We start from the raw sequence: 15,433 nt of genomic DNA on the forward strand, positions 1-15,433 counted from the left end.
GCCGCGTCACACCCCGATGTGGCACCTCCCCCTGCACGAAAGGCGGTCCCCCTTTGCGACGACGCATTCTGGCTGCAGCCGGCGCGCTAGCGCTGCTCCTGCCCTCCGCAGCCGCGTACGCGGCCACTCCCGACGGCAGCGATCCCTCGTCACGGTTCCTGCCCGCGGCATCCGCCGGGAAGGTCTCGACTTCGTTCACGTCGGCCGCGATCGGGGCCGACGGCCTCGTGACGGTGGTCGTGGAGATGACCGGCGACCCCGTGGCGGTCGTCGAAGCCGAGCAGGGCCGGGAGCTGAGCGACGGTGAGCGCGGCGACGTCAAGAGTCGGCTCAAGGACGCCCAGGAGCCCGTGAGCGCGGCGATCGAGGACAAGGGCGGGTCGGTCCAGGCCGAGATGCAGTCGGCGTACAACGGCCTGCAGGCGAAGGTGCCCGCGGCCGAGCTCGACGCCATCGCGTCGATGCCGAACGTCGTCGCTGTGCACCCGGTGCGCACCTACTCGGTCGACAACGCGGTGTCGGTGCCGTTCCTCGGCGTCCCGCAGGTGTGGGAGAGCACGGGCTACACGGGCCAGAACGTCAAGGTCGCCATCATCGACACGGGCATCGACTACACGCACGCCACCTTCGGCGGGCCCGGCACCGTCGAGGCGTTCCAGGCGGCCGCCGCGACGTCGGCGCAGCCGGCCGACCCCGCGCTGTACGGCCCCGACGCCCCGCGCGTCAAGGGCGGCATCGACCTCGTCGGCGACGACTACAACGCCGACCCGACCAGCGCGTCGTACCAGCCCGTGCCGCACCCCGACGACAATCCGCTCGACTGCAACGGCCACGGCTCGCACGTCGCCGGCACCACGGGCGGCTCCGGCGTCCTCGCCGACGGCACGACCTATCCGGGCCCCTACGACACCACGACCCCGTCGAACACCTTCCGCGTCGGCCCCGGCGTCGCGCCGCAGGTCGACCTCTACGCGGTGCGCGTCTTCGGCTGCGAGGGATCGACCGACGTCGTCGTGCCCGCCCTGGACTGGGCGGTCGACAACGGCATGGACGTCGTGAACATGTCGCTCGGCTCGTCCTTCGGCCGGGGCGACGACCCCGACGCCGTCGCCGCGGCCAACGCAGTGGGCGCCGGTGTGGTCGTCGTGGCCTCGTCCGGCAACGCCGGACACAACCCCTACCTCACCGGCTCTCCCGGCACGGGCGACGGCGTCATCTCGGTGTCCGCCGTGGACAGCGCCGAGGGCTTCCCGGGCGCGACGGTCACGGTCGACGGCGCCCCCGTCGAGGCGATCAACGCCAACGGGGCCTCGCTGGACGGCCTCGGCGATCTCTCGGTCGTGCGTCTGACGGGCGACAACGTGCTGGGCTGCTCCGCGGCCGCCTTCACGGCCGCCGGCATCGTGCCGGGCGGCAAGCAGCTCGCGGTCGTCGACCGCGGCTCCTGCGCCCGCGTCGCGAAGGCGATCTACGGCCAGCAGGCCGGTGCCGCGGCCGTCGTCATGGTCAACACGACCGACGATCTGCCGCCGTACGAAGGTGCCGTCACCGCGAACCCCGACACCGGCGAGGCGTTCGATCTGACGATCCCGTTCCTCGGCGTGCGGTCCTCGAACGGCCCGGTCTTCGTCTCCGGCGCCACGGCGAGCCTCGTGGCCACCCAGATCGCGAACCCCGGCTTCCGCGGCTACGCGTCGTTCAGCTCGTCCGGTCCGCGGTCCGGAGACAGCGCCATCAGCCCCGACGTCGCCGCCCCCGGTGTGTCGATCTCGTCGGCCGCGGTCGGCTCGGGCAACGGCGCCGCCATCCTGTCGGGCACCTCGATGGCCGCCCCGCACGTGGCCGGCGTCGCCGCGCTCTCGGCCGAGGCGCACCCGTCCTGGACGGCTCCGCAGATCGCGGCATCCGTCGTGTCGACGGCAGACCCCGACAAGGTCGCCGGCCAGAGCCTGACTCTCGGCGGCGTGGGCATGGTCGACGCGGCGCAGGCGGTCGCCACCACGGTGACCGCGACGGGAGACGCCTTCCGCACGGAGAGCGGCTGGGCCCGCGAGTCGGCGCTGAGCTTCGGCTTCCAGGAGTCGCCGCTCGGCTTCGGCGGGGTCAAGACGGTCACCGTGCGCAACGACGGCCCGACCGCCGTACGCTACGACGTCTCGACGGCGCCCTCGGCGCAGTCGAAGAAGGCGCGGATCATCCTCTCGAACCGGTCGATCACGGTGCCGGCGGGGGGAACGGCGAAGCTGCTGCTCATCGTCGCCGCGGCCGCGAAGGACGTGCCGAGCTCTGTGGGGGCGTCCGATCAGTTCGCGTTCTCGGAGATCTCCGGCGACATCGTGCTGAGCGCGGCCGACTCGACTCTGCGCGTTCCGTATCTGCTCGTCCCCCGTGCGGACAGCACGGTGAAGGCGACCGCGAACGGTCCGTGGTTCGGGGGCAAGCAGAAGGTCGCCGACGGCACCAAGAAGCTGACGCTGCGCAACCTCGCCGGGGCACTTCCGGCCGGTGCCGACGTCTACACCTGGGGGCTGTCGGACCCGAAGGATGCCGCGGCGTCGCTGCCCGACACGGGGTATGACATCCGTGCCGTCGGTGTGCAGTCGTTCGCCGAGGGAGACGATCACCTGATGGTCTTCGCGATGAACATGCATCACCGGTGGTCCAACGCCGCCGCCAACGAGTACGACATCGTGATCGACACCGATCGCGACGGCCAGGCCGACTGGATCGCCCTGTCGGCGGACTCGGGCGCCGTGCGCAACGGAGACACGAACGGTCTCTCGGAGGTGTTCATCGTCAACGCGAAGACGAAGGAGCTGGCGGCGGCCGGGTTCCTCACGCAGGCGCCCACCGACAGCAGCACGCTGCTGCTGCCGGTCCGCGCCAGCGACCTCGGCATCACCGGTGCCTTCTCGTACACGGCCGAGACCTTCGCGTCCAACAACGCGTCGGATGCCGTGGACGGGTGGGCGACCTACGACCCGACCGCTCCGGCGATCAGCAACGGGCAGTATGTCACCGTCCCGCAGCGCGGCTCGGCGAGTGTCGACGTGAGCTTCAACGCGAAGCAGATCGAGGCGCAGAAGCCGCTCGGCTCGATGGTGGTCGTGATGGACAACCAGTCCGGCGCCGATGAGGCGCTGCTGCTGCCGCTCAAGAAGTAGGCCCGCCACGACGGAGGGGACGGATGCCGCGGCATCCGTCCCCTCCGTCGTGCGCCCGGCCAGGGATCAGGCGGTGCAGAGCTTCGGCTCGGCGCCTTGGCCGAACCGGTAGTCGTAGGTCGTTCCGTCGACGCTCACGATGATGCGCAGGCCGTCGATCTGCGCCTGCGTGTAGCTCTGGCCGGGCGTCGCGCACCCGAGAGAGCCGTCGTTGAACGTCACGGCCTGGGAGGACACGAGCTGCGGGGTGCCTTTCACCCCGCGTGCGGTCAGATCGGCGACGATCGCATCCCAGCGGCTCTGCGGCACCTCCACGGCAGCGCCCGTCGGCCCGACGGGTCCCGGCGTGGCCGTCTGCAGGGGAGGTCGGCTCGACGCCGACGCGGCGGGCGACTCCGCGGCCGGGTCGGTGGCCCCCGACCCGCACGACGTGAGGGCGAGCGCCGCCAGGGCGATCACGGCCAGGATCGGTGTTCTGCGCATGAGATCCTCCTCGGGCCGGCGATGCGGATGCCGGATGAAGCGAGGGTAGGCCCTGCGCCTGCGAATGCGCGGGGAGGTCCACGCTCGCGTGAGGCGAAGCCCTACGCGATCCGCGGTTCGAGGATCCGAAGCGATCCGTCGCGGCAGTCCTAAGCCGACGCTCGAGGACTCGCGACGTGCCGGGCGGGCTGGATCTGTCGCGGGCGGCTCGGGAAGTGACTCGATCGCCTGCCGGGGAGACGCCCTCGTGGTTGCGAGAAGTGCCGCGGGGCACGGGTCTAAGCCTGTGATCGCCGGCTCGCAGATTGACCACTGTTCCATATATTGCTATGTTCCACTTTATGCGGAACGTGTCTCTTTCTGGAACGGACGCGCTCGTAGACGGATTCAGGGCCGCGCTGGAGTCGGCTGGAGCGCGTTCGGTGATCGTCGAGCGCCAAACCGGCAGCAATGTCGTCGACGCAGAGGTGCGGGCGCAGTTCGGCCGGGCATCGCTTGTACTCAGCGTGGAAGTAAAGCTCTCTCCGCCGCGATCCCGCGTCGAGGTCGGAGCGCTACCGAGCGTTCAGTCCGGGAGCGTGCCGGTGATCGTCGCGCCGTTCCTTTCGCCCCCGGTGCGTGACGAACTCGCTCGAGCCGGGTGGTCGTACTGGGATGCGACCGGAAATATGCGCATCTCGAGCGACGACCCGGCGGTATGGATCGATCGGGTCGGTGCATCACGTGACCCCGAACCGCGCAATGACGCCCAGCCGCAGCGACTTCGATCGCTAAAGGGTAAGGCGGCTTCGCAGGTCATCGTCCGGCTGCTCAGTACTCGGCGTGCAGCGTCGGTGAGGGAACTGTCGCGTGAGACCGGAACCGGATTGGGCACGGTCAGTCGCGTCGTTGAACTGCTGCGTGAAGAGGGACTGCTCGAGGACACCAACGGTGGTCCAATCGTCGTCGCCGATCAGCTGGGGCTGGCGCGGCGTTGGGCCCGCGACTACGGATTCGAGACCACGTTCAAGCCGGCTCGATACTTCTCACTCTTGGGGGAGGAGATTGCGCTTGACAGATTGCAGCGATCCGCGCTGACCTATGCCCTGACGGGTACTCGTGCTGCGGGGATCGAATTCGAGACACAAGGACGGGTCGCGCCGCTGCCCGCTTCCGATATCTGGCTTTACACCGACGATGCGGCTGGCGTGGAGCGTGCGATGGATCTCGCTCCGGATCGACGTGGAAACGTCCTGGTCGCTCGATGTGACTTTCTGACTTTGAATGAAGGCTTCTCGACGATCGGTGGCAGCGAGCCCCGGAAAATCGCGCGGCCGTGGCGAATCGTCGGCGACCTGCTCGGAGCAGGCGGGCGCCTCGCTGCAGTCGGTGAGGAGCTCGCGTCGCTCCAGCCCAGGGGAGTGACAGTCTGATGCCCGCCGCAGGCAACGTCAGTCCCGAGTACGTCGCCGCGCGACGGGTCCTGCTGGACGCGCTCGAAGCGTTGGGCCCGCACCTCGACGCCATCGTGCTCGTCGGCGCGCAAGCGGTCTACGTCCATGCTCCGCTGGGCGATCCGCGACCGACCTACACAACGGACGCGGATCTTGCGCTCGACCCCGAGCTGCTCGGCACGCATCCCGACATTGCGCGCTCGCTTGCAGACGCGGGCTTCGCGCCGAATACGACGGGCAATCCCGGAAGTTGGGTCTCCGTCGACGGTGTCGTCGTAGACCTGATGGTGCCGCTCGGCGCGATGCCGCTGAGTTCGCGGCGCACCGCGCCGCTCGAGGGGCACGGTCCGCTCACCGCCCGCCGCACCCGCGGGCTTGAGCTCGCACTCTTCGACAACGCCCCTGTCGCGCTCACGGCCCTGGAGCCTCAGGACTCCCGGGCAATAGAGGTTCGCGTAGCGGGGCCGGCTGCGCTCGTGATCGCCAAAGCGATCAAGATTCAGGAACGAGTCGAGGGTGCTCGCGAGGATCGTGTGACATCCAAGGATGCCGGTGACCTGCTGCGATTGCTCCGAAACGTCTCCGCGGAGTCCATCGGCGCATCCTTGCGCGATCTGGAGGTGACGCATCCGATCGTGCAACCCGTCGTGTCGGAGGCGGTTGACTGGCTTGGCGGTCAGCTGACCGGTCGTTCACCGCTCATCGACCTCGCTGTGGCGGACCGGTCAGGCATCGAGGCGCCCGCCCAGGTCACCGTGGCCATGCAACAACTCACGCGTCGGATGCTCGATGCCTACCGCGACGCTGACGGCTGATTGCCACCGATCCGTTCCTCACGCCCTGGGAGCGGTTGAGGCTCACGAGTCCGGGGCGGGCGAGCGATATCGCGTCCGCTACCGGATGCCAGATCACCGACAGACCGACAAGCGCGGCTTCCGCACCAAGCGCGACGCCGGCCTCTTTCTCGCCACCATGTTTCCGAGGGGAAGCGGGCCGTCACAGTTCGACGCGACGGCGGGAGTCGAACCCGCAACGCGACCGGGTATGAACCGGTGCCCGGGTCCGCCCGGATCGCCGCGATGCCCCGAGGTGGGGACGCCATCACGCTAACCCGCCACGCCCGTCGCAGCTAGGTGTGTGACCTGTGTTTGCGTTATGTGTCCGCGCGTGACGGGCTTCCGGCCGCCGCATCACAGCGTGCGGTCGAACGCGCCCTGGCGGGTCGACACGATGTCCTTGCCGAGCGGCATGAGCGAGATCGGGATCATCTTGAAGTCGGCGATCGCCATCGGGATGCCGATGATGGTGATGCAGAGCGCGATGCCGCTGACGAGGTGCCCGATCGCAAGCCACCAGCCGGCGAGGATCACCCAGACGACGTTGCCGAGGAAGGACCCCACGCCCGCGGTGGGCTTCGGCACGATCGTGCGTCCGAACGGCCAGATGACGTAGCCGGCGGTGCGGAACGAGGCGATCGCCCACGGGATCGTGATGATCGGGATGCACAGCACCACCCCGGCGATCACGTAGCCGACGAACAGCCAGAAGCCGGCGAAGATGATCCAGACGATGTTGAGGATCGTGCGCATGGGTCCATTGTCGCCGCAACCGGGCGGGGCTACACGCGGCGCCGGGCCGCCGCGCCCTGCGCGTGACGGAGCAGTCCTACGAGTCCGCAGATCAGGGCGAGCGCGCCGAGCGCCATGAGCGTGCCGGCGACGAGCGTGGCGGCGTCCAGCTGCGGCACGATCGTCGCGAGATCGTCGAGCGCGCCGGGTGCCCATGTCAGTGCGGCACCGACCATGGCGACCGCCACGAACACGAGGCCCCAGACGATCCCCGCCCAGCGGATGCGAGGCTGCGGCATCGCGTCGAGAGTCGTGTTCTCTTCGTCGGCGGTGGATGCGGCGGTCAGATCGGTCACGGTGTCGTACTCGGTCATCGGGAACCTCCGGTGGTGGGCGTGGGGAGGAAGACGGTGACGAACCCGCCGTCCTGTTCGATGACGATCCTCTGATGGGTACGGGAACCGGGGTCGCCGAACGCAGCCGAGTAGCGGACCCGGCCGTCCGGGAGTCGAGCGGACGTGACGCCCGGGATGTCGTCGAGTCGCGAGAAGGAATACTCACCGGAACTGCTCACGCTGACGCCGTCGACGGCGGCGTCGCGTGTCGTGATCTCTATGTCGATCCGGGCAGAGTCATCGGGAGGCTCGGGAAGAACGCGGGTGTTCCCCGACTTCTTCTCGACGAAGGCGGCGCCATCGAGGCCGGTGTCCTGTGTCGCGATGACGAGGTCGCCCCACGTCTGCACGAACGGGTCCGATGCCGAGGTGCCCGGCTGCGAAGCATCGCCCACAGCGATCCAGTAGCTTCCGATATGAAGCGTCTGCGCAATCGGCACCGCCGTCGCTGCGCCCGCGCCGAGCAGCGTCACGACGGTCACGAACGCGAGGAAGCCGCTGCGGCGGCGCAGCGCACCGGCCACCACCATCGACATGCCGAGCACGACGCCCGCGACGAACAGCCCGCGTGCGGCACCCAGGGCATCGCGCTGAGCGATGGCGGTGGCGGTACCCGCGATCACGGCGACTCCGACGGCGACGCCGACGAACGCGAGCGGCGTGCGCGGAGAGTTCAGACGCCGCAGTCGACGGCGCTCGGCGGCTTCGGCGGCGAACGCGGTGGCGCGCTCCTGCCGCTCGCGGCGCGCCTGGTCGCGGACGGCACGATCGGCATCCTGCTGCTGCCGGCGCCAGGCGTCGTCCTGCACTTTCCACGCGGCGTGCTGCTCGCGCCACGCGGCGTAGGCGTCGTCGCCGGGTGCAGAGCCTTTCGACTCGGCCGTGCCGGCCCCGCTCGACGACCGGAGGTCGGGGGCGGCGTCGCTCGAGGAGTCGGGGGCGGTGCCCGGGGACGGGAAGGCAGGGGAGGATGCCGCGAAGCCGGCGGCATCCGTCCCCTGCGGGTCCGCGGAGGCGACCGGACCCGAACCGGTGGCCACGGCGGACGCGTCCGGCGATGCATCCGCAGCGGAAGCCCTCTGCTGCGGCGGTGCCGGGGACACGGAGCGCGCGGAGTGACGCGCCGCGCGCACGATGATGAACAGGAGCGCGACGGCGAGAACCAGACCGACGGTCACCAGCAGCGCGGACAGCGCAGACCATCCGCCGAGCCCGGGGCTCAGCATCCACTGCGGGATGCCGCCGACGAAGACGACTCCCGGTCCGAGCGGGATGAGCCCGAGGATCAGCAGACCGAGAATCCCGATCTGAGCCGGCTCGAACCGACGACGCAGGGCGTCGCGCAGCAGAATCCGACCATCGAGGTCGGGCAGGAGCGCCCAGGCCAGCGCGTAGAGGAAGATCACCGGGAACCCGAAGAGGCCGACCACGACCAGGATGCCGCGGACGATCAGCGGATCGATCCGCAGGCGCGCCGCGATTCCCGCCGCGACCCCGCCGATCCACCCGTCGCCGCGGATCAGCCCGAGTCCCCCGGTCCACGAGAAGAAGCGGTCGCCGGCGTCGCGGCCACCGGTGTCGGTGTCGGGAGGAGGAGGTTGTGTCGACACGGTCGTCTGCGGCGGCTCCACGGGTGGGGTGGTCATGCATCGATCTTCGCGGCGCGGCGGCCGCGCCGACCATCGGGGGAACCCCTGAGCCGGCCCTGATCTCTGCAGCTGCGGCGATGACGGCCGCGCTCGCGGATGGTTTGATGGGCCGTATGACGCCCGCCGCCGCCCCGGATGCCGCGCGCACCGCGCCCGCGCCGCGTCCTGTGCCGCCGGCTCGGCCGCCGCTCGTGCGTCCTCGTGAGTGCGTCGTCGCCGGCGTCGCCGAGGGCCTCGCCCACCACCTCGGTGCTCCCGTGAGCGCGGTGCGCGCGTTGTTGGTCGTCCTCGCGCTGTGCGGAGGTGCCGGCATCCTCTTCTACGCCTGGTGCTGGGCCTTCGCGCCCCGCGCCGCCGGAGACGCGCCGACCACGAGCTCGGCGCCGATCGCCTGGATTCTCACGTGCGGCGCCGCGATCATCCTGCTGCCGCTGACTGCGCTCGCCGTCGTCGGCTCGCGTGCGAGCTCTGACCTCGCCGCCGTCGTCGGCGCCGCATCGGCGGCGGCCGCGGCCGCGGGAGCATGGGCGACGCTGGTCGACCGCCGTGACCCTCTCCGCGGACCGGGGCACGCGGTGATCGTCCGAACCGCGGCCGTGATCATCCTCCTCGCCGTGTTCGGAGTGACCATCCTCGCCCTCCGCGACGGCGTGGCGGCGGATGCTCTCCTGATCGTGGTGCCGCTGATCGCGCTCGCCGCGGTGCTGTCGTCGACTCTCGTCGAGAAGTGGCGCGAGCTCACGGGTGAGCGCGACCGGCGCATCCGCGAGGAGCAGCGCGCCGAGATGGCCGCTCACCTGCACGATTCTGTCCTGCAGACGCTCGCCCTGATCCAGAACCGGGGCGGCGCATCGAGCGACGTCGCGCGGCTCGCCCGGGCACAGGAGCGAGAGCTGCGGGCCTGGCTGTACGACGGCGATCAGCCGGCCGACAGCGACCTCGCCACCGACCTTCGCGACTACGCCGCCGCGCTCGAGCTCGACTACCCGGTGCGGATCGACGTGGTCGCCGCAGGGATCTCGAATGAGCGCGCGAGCGGCGAGATCGCGGCGGCGGCACGGGAAGCGATGCTGAATGCGGCGCGCCACGCCGGCGGCGACGTCTCCGTCTACATCGAAGGGCGCGCCGACGGCGTCGACGTCTTCGTCCGCGACCGGGGGCCGGGTTTCGTTCTCGACGACGTGGCGGACGACCGGCTCGGCGTTCGCCAGTCGGTGATCGGACGCATGCGGCGCCTCGGCGGCACCGCGACGGTGACGTCGGGACCGGAGGGCACCGAGGTACAGCTGCGGGCGACGACGGCAGAGGGCAACGCTCGTGGCTGACGGCATCCGCGTGGTCATCGTCGACGACCACTCGATCTTCCGCTCGGGTCTGCGCAGCGATCTCGACGACGACGTCGCGGTGGTCGGGGAGGCGGCGGACGTGCCGACGGCGATCGCCGTCGTCGCCGAGACGCAGCCGGACGTCGTGCTGCTCGATGTGCACCTGCCCGGGGGACGCGGCGACGACGCGACGGGCGGCGAGGACGTCATTCGTGGCTCTGCCGGGGTGTCGACCCGCTTTCTGGCGTTGAGCGTTTCCGACGCGGCCGAGGACGTCGTGCGCGTGATCCGCGCCGGAGCGCGCGGCTACATCACGAAAGGGTCGTCGGGCGCCGAAGTGAGCCGTGCCGCCCGCGCCGTCGCCGACGGCGACGCCGTGTTCTCGCCGCGGCTCGCGGGGTTCGTGCTCGACGCGTTCGGAGCCGTCGCCGGCGAGACCGCCGCCGTCGATGACGAGCTCGACCGGCTGTCGACCCGCGAGCAGGAGGTGATGCGCCTCATCGCCCGCGGCTACGCGTACAAGGAGGTCGCGAGCGCACTGTTCATCTCGATCAAGACGGTCGAGACCCACGTCTCGGCGGTGCTGCGGAAGCTGCAGCTGTCGTCGCGGCACGAGCTGACGGTGTGGGCCTCTCAGCGGCGCCTGCTGTGACGCGCGGCGCCTGCGGTGTCGGAGCCGCGACCTAGACTTGTCGGGATATGAGCGACCCGATCAAGCCCGTCATCGTCGGCATGCCCACGGATGCCGCGCGCGGCACGGGGGCGCGCGTCGACGACGACCTCCTGGCCGGGCTCAACCCCCCGCAGCGCGAAGCGGTCATCTATCGCGGACAGGCGCTCCTCATCGTCGCCGGCGCCGGATCGGGCAAGACCAGCGTGCTCACGCGCCGCATCGCCTCGCTGCTGCGCGGCCGCGAGGCGTGGCCGAGTCAGATCCTCGCGATCACCTTCACCAACAAGGCCGCCGGCGAGATGCGCGAGCGCGTGCGGCAGCTCATCGGCGACACCGCGCAGGGGATGTGGATCTCGACGTTCCACTCCGCGTGCGTGCGTATCCTCCGCCGCGAGGCCGACCAGTTCGGCTTCACCAAGAGCTTCACCATCTACGACTCGGGCGACTCTCGGGCGCTCGTCAAACGTCTGGTCAAGCAGTACGAGGCCGACGCGTTCGGCCTGACCCCGGCATCCGTGCAGAGCCGCATCTCGAAGCTCAAGAACGAGCTCGCGGATGCCGAGTCCTTCGCCCGCACGGCCAACATGAGCGACCCCGCCGAGCGTCTGTTCGCGGAGATCTTCGCCGACTATCAGCGCTCGCTGCAGCGCGCCAACGCCTTCGACTTCGACGACCTCATCGCGCAGACGGTGTATCTGTTCCGCGCCTTCCCGCACGTCGCCGACACGTACCGGCGCCGGTTCCGGCACATCCTGGTCGACGAGTACCAGGACACGAACCACGCGCAGTACGCGCTCATCCACGAGCTCACCCGCCCCATCGAAGACGTCGGGGCGCTGCTCGACGAGACCGACGGCGCCTCGCTGACCGTGGTCGGCGACTCCGACCAGTCGATCTACGCCTTCCGCGGCGCTGACATCCGCAACATCACCGAGTTCGAACGCGACTATCCGGGCGCGAAGGTCGTGCTCCTCGAGCAGAACTACCGGTCGACCCAGAACATCCTCACCGCCGCCAACGCCGTCATCAGCAACAACTTCGACCGCAAAGACAAGAAGCTGTGGACCGACGTCGGCGCGGGGGAGAAGATCGTCGGCTTCACCGGCTACTCCCAGCACGACGAGGCGCAGTTCGTCGCTGACGAGGTCGAGGCCCTGCATCGCGCGGGACTCGCCTACGGCGAGATGGCCGTCTTCTACCGCACCAACTCGCAGTCCCGTGCGCTGGAAGAGATCTTCATCCGCGCGGCGGTGCCGTACAAGATCATGGGCGGCACGAAGTTCTACGAGCGTGCCGAGATCAAGGACGCGCTCGCGTATCTGATCGCGGTCGCCAACCCGGCCGACGAGCTGAGCGTCCGCCGCATCCTCAACAAGCCTCGCCGCGGCATCGGCGACGTCACCGAGACGGCCATCGCCCGCTACGCCGCCGACGAGGGCATCACCTTCCGCGATGCGCTGGCCAATGCGTCCGCCCTCGGCGTCGGGCCGAAGATCCAGGCCGCCATCGCCCAGCTCGACGCCGTGCTCGCCGAGGCGACCGCCATCCTCTTACCCGCCTCGGGCGAGGCGCCGCCCCCCACCTCCGTCACCGACGGGCTGAACCTGCTGCTCGGCAAGAGCGGCTACCTCGACGCCCTGCGGATGTCGAAGGATCCGCAGGACGAGGCGCGCGTCGAGAACCTCGACGAGCTCGTCGCGGTGACGCGCGAGTTCGCGCGCAACAATCCCGACGGGACGATCCTCGACTTCCTCACGGAGGTCGCGCTCGTCTCGGATGCCGACGACCTCGCCGACGCGTCGGGCTCGGTGTCGCTCATGACGATGCACACGGCGAAGGGGCTGGAGTACGACGCCGTGTTCGTCACGGGCGTCGAGGAGGATCTGATCCCGCACCGGATCTCGGCCGGCGAGCCGGGCGGCCCGCAGGAGGAGCGGCGCCTGTTCTACGTCGCCCTGACCCGCGCCCGCAAGCGGCTGCACCTGTCGCTCGCGATGACGCGCGCCCAGTTCGGCGAGGTCTCGGTCGCGATGCCCAGCCGGTTCCTGCAGGAGATCCCGCACGAGCTCATCGACTGGCGGCAGTCGCCCGGAGACATCAACTCCCGCGGCGGCGGCCCCTCGCGCGCGCTCAACGCGCGGCGTCCGGGCGGCGGTTTCGGCGGATCGGGCGGATCGCGCTACGGCGACGATCTCGTCCCCCTGCCGCGACGCGAGAAGCCGGCGGGCGACCTGACCAAGTTCACGAACCGCATTCCGGCGAAGGTGCGCGACAACGGCGACATGGAGCTCGCTCCCGGTGACCGCATCCGCCACGAGGACTTCGGTGAGGGGCGCGTCGACCAGATCACGGGCGAGGGCGCGAAGCGCGTCGCGCACGTGAGATTCGATCGGGCCGGCCAGAAGAAGCTGCTGATCAAGATCGCGCCGATCGAGAAGCTGTAGCGCAGCGCTCCGCGACCGCGGCGGCAGCGTCGGGGCGCCGCGGCTAGGCTCGGACGCATGGCACTGTTCTCGCGTCGCGGCCGATCCGACACCACCGAGGATGCGGCGACGCCCGCGGTCGATCCGGCCGAGTCCGCCGCCGACGCGTCCGCGCCGACCGAGGCCGCGGACGAAGCGGTGCCCGAGGTGCGCATCTCCGTCTCGACGTTCGGCACCGACCCCGCGGTCGCCTCCGCCCCGCCCGCGGCGGCGACCCGCCCCGCCGCGACCGCGCCCGAGGCTCAAGAGATCGTGCCGGGCCTGATCGACAACGGGCTGCTGCAGGCGGCTCTCGCGGCGCTGTCGGACGAACCGCAGAACACCGAGATCATGAACGTCATGCGCCAGGCGCTGCAGGGGCAACTGTTCCTCCGCGCGCAGGGTGACGTGCAGGCGCTGCTCGCCGCGGGAGAACAGATCAACCTCGCGATCGCATCGCTCGAGGGCAAGCGCTTCCTCCTCGCCTTCAGCGGCGGTGCCGCGCTGCAGGCCAGCGTCGAGTCCGAGGGGGGTGCGTCGACCTCGGTCATCGGCCAGCCCGCGCTCGAGGTGCTGCGCAACGCCGTTGCCGGCGGGTACGACGGCATCTACCTCGACCACGCCACGCCGGGTGCCCGGGTGATCCTTCCCGCGCCGCTGCTCAGCCGCGCCATCGAGGAGAGCGAGCCCACCTTCGAGATCAAGGCGCTCCTGTCCGGACCGCGCGATGAGAGCACGCCCGCCCGCGTCGCCGACGCCCTGTCGCGCCTTCCCGTCTGGGTCGCCGGCGGCACGGACGCCGAGGGGCGGATGGGGCTCGCCGAGGCGCGGACCCCCGAGGGACTGCGACGCATCGAGGTGTTCTCGCATCCGCTGGAGGTCGTCGCCCTCGGTCGCGGCGATCGGCCCCTTCCCGTGCAGCCCGTGCAGCTCGGGCGGGCACTGGCATCCGAGCCGGGTCTGACCGGCGTCGTCGTCGACCCCGGCGGTCCCTGGATCGAGCTGGACCGCGCCGCCCTCGCCGGCGTGATCGCCCTCGCCGACGACTGACACCCCGGGCGCTCGCGGAATCGGGGGCGCGACACAGATGCGGATGCCGCGCGCCGCGCCGTCCGCATCCGGTTGAGTGATCCGAATCCGCTGCCGTCGCGGAGACCCCTGTCGCCGCCGCCGGGCGCCCCCTAGGGTCGAGGCATGGCATCGGAGCGCATCACGATCGAGGTCGGCGACCGAGAGGTGTCGCTGTCGAGCCCGAACCGCGTGATCTGGCCGGAGCCGGGCATCACCAAGCGCGAGCTCGCCGAGTATTTCCTCGCCGTCGCGGAGCCGTTCCTGCGCGCCAACGGCCACCGGCCGGTCTCGCTCGAGCGCTTTCCCGACACGGTCGACGGTGAGCGCTTCTTCTCGAAGAACCCGCCGCGCGGTGCGCCCGACTACGTGCACGAGGTCATGTGCACGTACAACAGCGGTCGCCGCCACCCGCAGGTCGTGCTCGACGAGGCGGCGGCGATCGTGTGGGCCGTGCAGATGAACACGGTCGTCTTCCATCCGTGGGCCTCGCTCGCGAACGACACCGACAACCCCGTCGAGCTGCGGATCGACCTCGACCCCCAGCCGGGCACCGACTTCGCGGATGCCGCGGCGGTCGCGCCCGCGCTGCGCGAGGTGCTGCGCGAGGCCGGGCTCGAGCCGTGGCTGAAGACGAGCGGCAATCGCGGCATCCACGTGTTCTGCCCGATCGAGCCGACCCATGAGTTCCTGGACGTGCGGCACGCCGTCATCGCCGCCGGGCGCGAGTTCGCCCGACGGCTGCCGGATGCCGTCACGATGGACTGGTGGAAGGAGGAGCGCGGCGCGCGCATCTTCGTCGACTTCAACCAGGCCAACCGCGATCGCACGATGGCCGGCGCCTACAGTCCGCGCGCTCTCCCGTCCGCGACGGTCGCGACGCCGATCACGTGGGACGAGCTGGCGGACGGCGTCGATCCCACGGCGTTCACGGTGCGCACCGTCCCGGAGCGTCTCGCCGCGATCGGCGACCCCTGGGAGGGGCTGCAGCGCTCCCCGGGCCGCATCGACACGCTGCTCCAGTGGTGGCAGCGCGACCTCGAGGCGGGGCTCGGCGAGCTGCCGTTCCCGCCGGAGTTCCCCAAGATGCCCGGCGAGCCCCCGCGGGTGCAGCCGAGTCGGGCGAAGAAGGACTGAGCGGGTTCACCGCCGCGTCGCCCACCGGCATCCGCGGCGACACCCGGGCCGCTTATCGTGGCGCGCGAGCGCTGCG

The 15,433-nt window shown here is 70.6% G+C and carries 12 protein-coding genes and 1 tRNA gene; 8 read left to right on the plus strand and 5 right to left on the minus strand.

The genetic code is table 11. The features are described 5' to 3' along the window. Positions 1-53: 53 nt before the first annotated feature. The gene (locus L0965_RS09090; protein ID WP_101306827.1) at positions 54-3,164 is read left to right on the plus strand and encodes a S8 family serine peptidase; all 3,111 of its coding nucleotides are present in this window, start codon (positions 54-56) and stop codon (positions 3,162-3,164) included. A 66-nt stretch (positions 3,165-3,230) separates the two neighbouring features. Here L0965_RS09090 and L0965_RS09095 read toward each other — a convergent pair whose 3' ends face one another. Further along, positions 3,231-3,647 (minus strand): hypothetical protein, encoded by a 417-nt coding sequence (locus L0965_RS09095; protein ID WP_101306826.1) that lies wholly within the window; start codon positions 3,645-3,647, stop codon positions 3,231-3,233. Between the two features lie 422 nt (positions 3,648-4,069). Here L0965_RS09095 and L0965_RS09100 point away from each other — a divergent pair, with 422 nt between their 5' ends. Together L0965_RS09100 and L0965_RS09105 are read left to right on the plus strand one after the other, a co-directional pair. After that, positions 4,070-5,059 carry a hypothetical protein gene (locus tag L0965_RS09100; protein ID WP_157831639.1) on the plus strand — a complete coding sequence of 330 codons (990 nt, stop codon included), beginning with the start codon at positions 4,070-4,072 and terminating at the stop codon, positions 5,057-5,059. Continuing rightward, positions 5,059-5,895, plus strand: coding sequence for a GSU2403 family nucleotidyltransferase fold protein (locus tag L0965_RS09105; RefSeq protein WP_101306824.1), 837 nt, complete (start codon positions 5,059-5,061; stop codon positions 5,893-5,895). The genes L0965_RS09100 and L0965_RS09105 overlap by 1 nt, the downstream gene beginning before the upstream one ends. 191 nt (positions 5,896-6,086) lie before the next feature. Here the strand turns inward: L0965_RS09105 and L0965_RS09110 are convergent. The 4 genes from L0965_RS09110 to L0965_RS09125 form a co-directional block, all read right to left on the minus strand. Beyond that, positions 6,087-6,159, minus strand: a tRNA-Met gene (locus tag L0965_RS09110). 111 nt (positions 6,160-6,270) lie between these two features. Beyond that, positions 6,271-6,669 (minus strand): YccF domain-containing protein, encoded by a 399-nt coding sequence (locus L0965_RS09115; RefSeq protein WP_060960343.1) that lies wholly within the window; start codon positions 6,667-6,669, stop codon positions 6,271-6,273. A 29-nt stretch (positions 6,670-6,698) separates the two neighbouring features. After that, positions 6,699-7,022 carry a hypothetical protein gene (locus L0965_RS09120; protein ID WP_101306823.1) on the minus strand — a complete coding sequence of 108 codons (324 nt, stop codon included), beginning with the start codon at positions 7,020-7,022 and terminating at the stop codon, positions 6,699-6,701. Continuing rightward, positions 7,019-8,689, minus strand: coding sequence for a PspC domain-containing protein (locus tag L0965_RS09125; RefSeq protein ID WP_101306822.1), 1,671 nt, complete (start codon positions 8,687-8,689; stop codon positions 7,019-7,021). The genes L0965_RS09120 and L0965_RS09125 overlap by 4 nt, the downstream gene beginning before the upstream one ends. Before the next feature lie 107 nt (positions 8,690-8,796). Between L0965_RS09125 and L0965_RS09130 the strand changes: the two genes are divergently transcribed. The 5 genes from L0965_RS09130 to ligD all read left to right on the plus strand — a co-directional run bounded on the left by L0965_RS09130 (position 8,797) and on the right by ligD (position 15,357). Continuing rightward, positions 8,797-10,017 carry an ATP-binding protein gene (locus L0965_RS09130; protein WP_232783931.1) on the plus strand — a complete coding sequence of 407 codons (1,221 nt, stop codon included), beginning with the start codon at positions 8,797-8,799 and terminating at the stop codon, positions 10,015-10,017. Then, positions 10,010-10,669 (plus strand): response regulator transcription factor, encoded by a 660-nt coding sequence (locus L0965_RS09135; protein ID WP_101306820.1) that lies wholly within the window; start codon positions 10,010-10,012, stop codon positions 10,667-10,669. The genes L0965_RS09130 and L0965_RS09135 overlap by 8 nt, the downstream gene beginning before the upstream one ends. Before the next feature lie 47 nt (positions 10,670-10,716). Further along, positions 10,717-13,134 (plus strand): ATP-dependent helicase, encoded by a 2,418-nt coding sequence (locus tag L0965_RS09140; protein WP_101306819.1) that lies wholly within the window; start codon positions 10,717-10,719, stop codon positions 13,132-13,134. A gap of 57 nt (positions 13,135-13,191) precedes the next feature. Further along, positions 13,192-14,202, plus strand: coding sequence for an SseB family protein (locus tag L0965_RS09145; RefSeq protein ID WP_101306818.1), 1,011 nt, complete (start codon positions 13,192-13,194; stop codon positions 14,200-14,202). A 144-nt stretch (positions 14,203-14,346) separates the two neighbouring features. Then, entirely contained in the window at positions 14,347-15,357 is a 1,011-nt protein-coding gene (gene ligD / locus L0965_RS09150) for a non-homologous end-joining DNA ligase (RefSeq protein WP_101306817.1), read from the plus strand. Positions 15,358-15,433: the final 76 nt, after the last annotated feature.

Source organism: Microbacterium sp. NFH-22A-Y, assembly GCF_021401375.1.
GTDB lineage: Bacteria > Actinomycetota > Actinomycetes > Actinomycetales > Microbacteriaceae > Microbacterium > Microbacterium hominis.

Bases quoted from the DNA above. Each gene is read 5' to 3' on its own strand.
- L0965_RS09095 (WP_101306826.1), bottom strand. From the start codon at position 3,647: ATGCGCAGAACACCGATCCTGGCCGTGATCGCCCTGGCGGCGCTCGCC.
- L0965_RS09105 (WP_101306824.1), top strand. From the start codon at position 5,059: ATGCCCGCCGCAGGCAACGTCAGTCCCGAGTACGTCGCCGCGCGACGG.
- L0965_RS09115 (WP_060960343.1), bottom strand. From the start codon at position 6,669: ATGCGCACGATCCTCAACATCGTCTGGATCATCTTCGCCGGCTTCTGG.
- L0965_RS09120 (WP_101306823.1), bottom strand. From the start codon at position 7,022: ATGACCGAGTACGACACCGTGACCGATCTGACCGCCGCATCCACCGCC.
- L0965_RS09125 (WP_101306822.1), bottom strand. From the start codon at position 8,689: ATGACCACCCCACCCGTGGAGCCGCCGCAGACGACCGTGTCGACACAA.
- L0965_RS09130 (WP_232783931.1), top strand. From the start codon at position 8,797: ATGGGCCGTATGACGCCCGCCGCCGCCCCGGATGCCGCGCGCACCGCG.
- L0965_RS09140 (WP_101306819.1), top strand. From the start codon at position 10,717: ATGAGCGACCCGATCAAGCCCGTCATCGTCGGCATGCCCACGGATGCC.
- L0965_RS09145 (WP_101306818.1), top strand. From the start codon at position 13,192: ATGGCACTGTTCTCGCGTCGCGGCCGATCCGACACCACCGAGGATGCG.
- ligD (WP_101306817.1), top strand. From the start codon at position 14,347: ATGGCATCGGAGCGCATCACGATCGAGGTCGGCGACCGAGAGGTGTCG.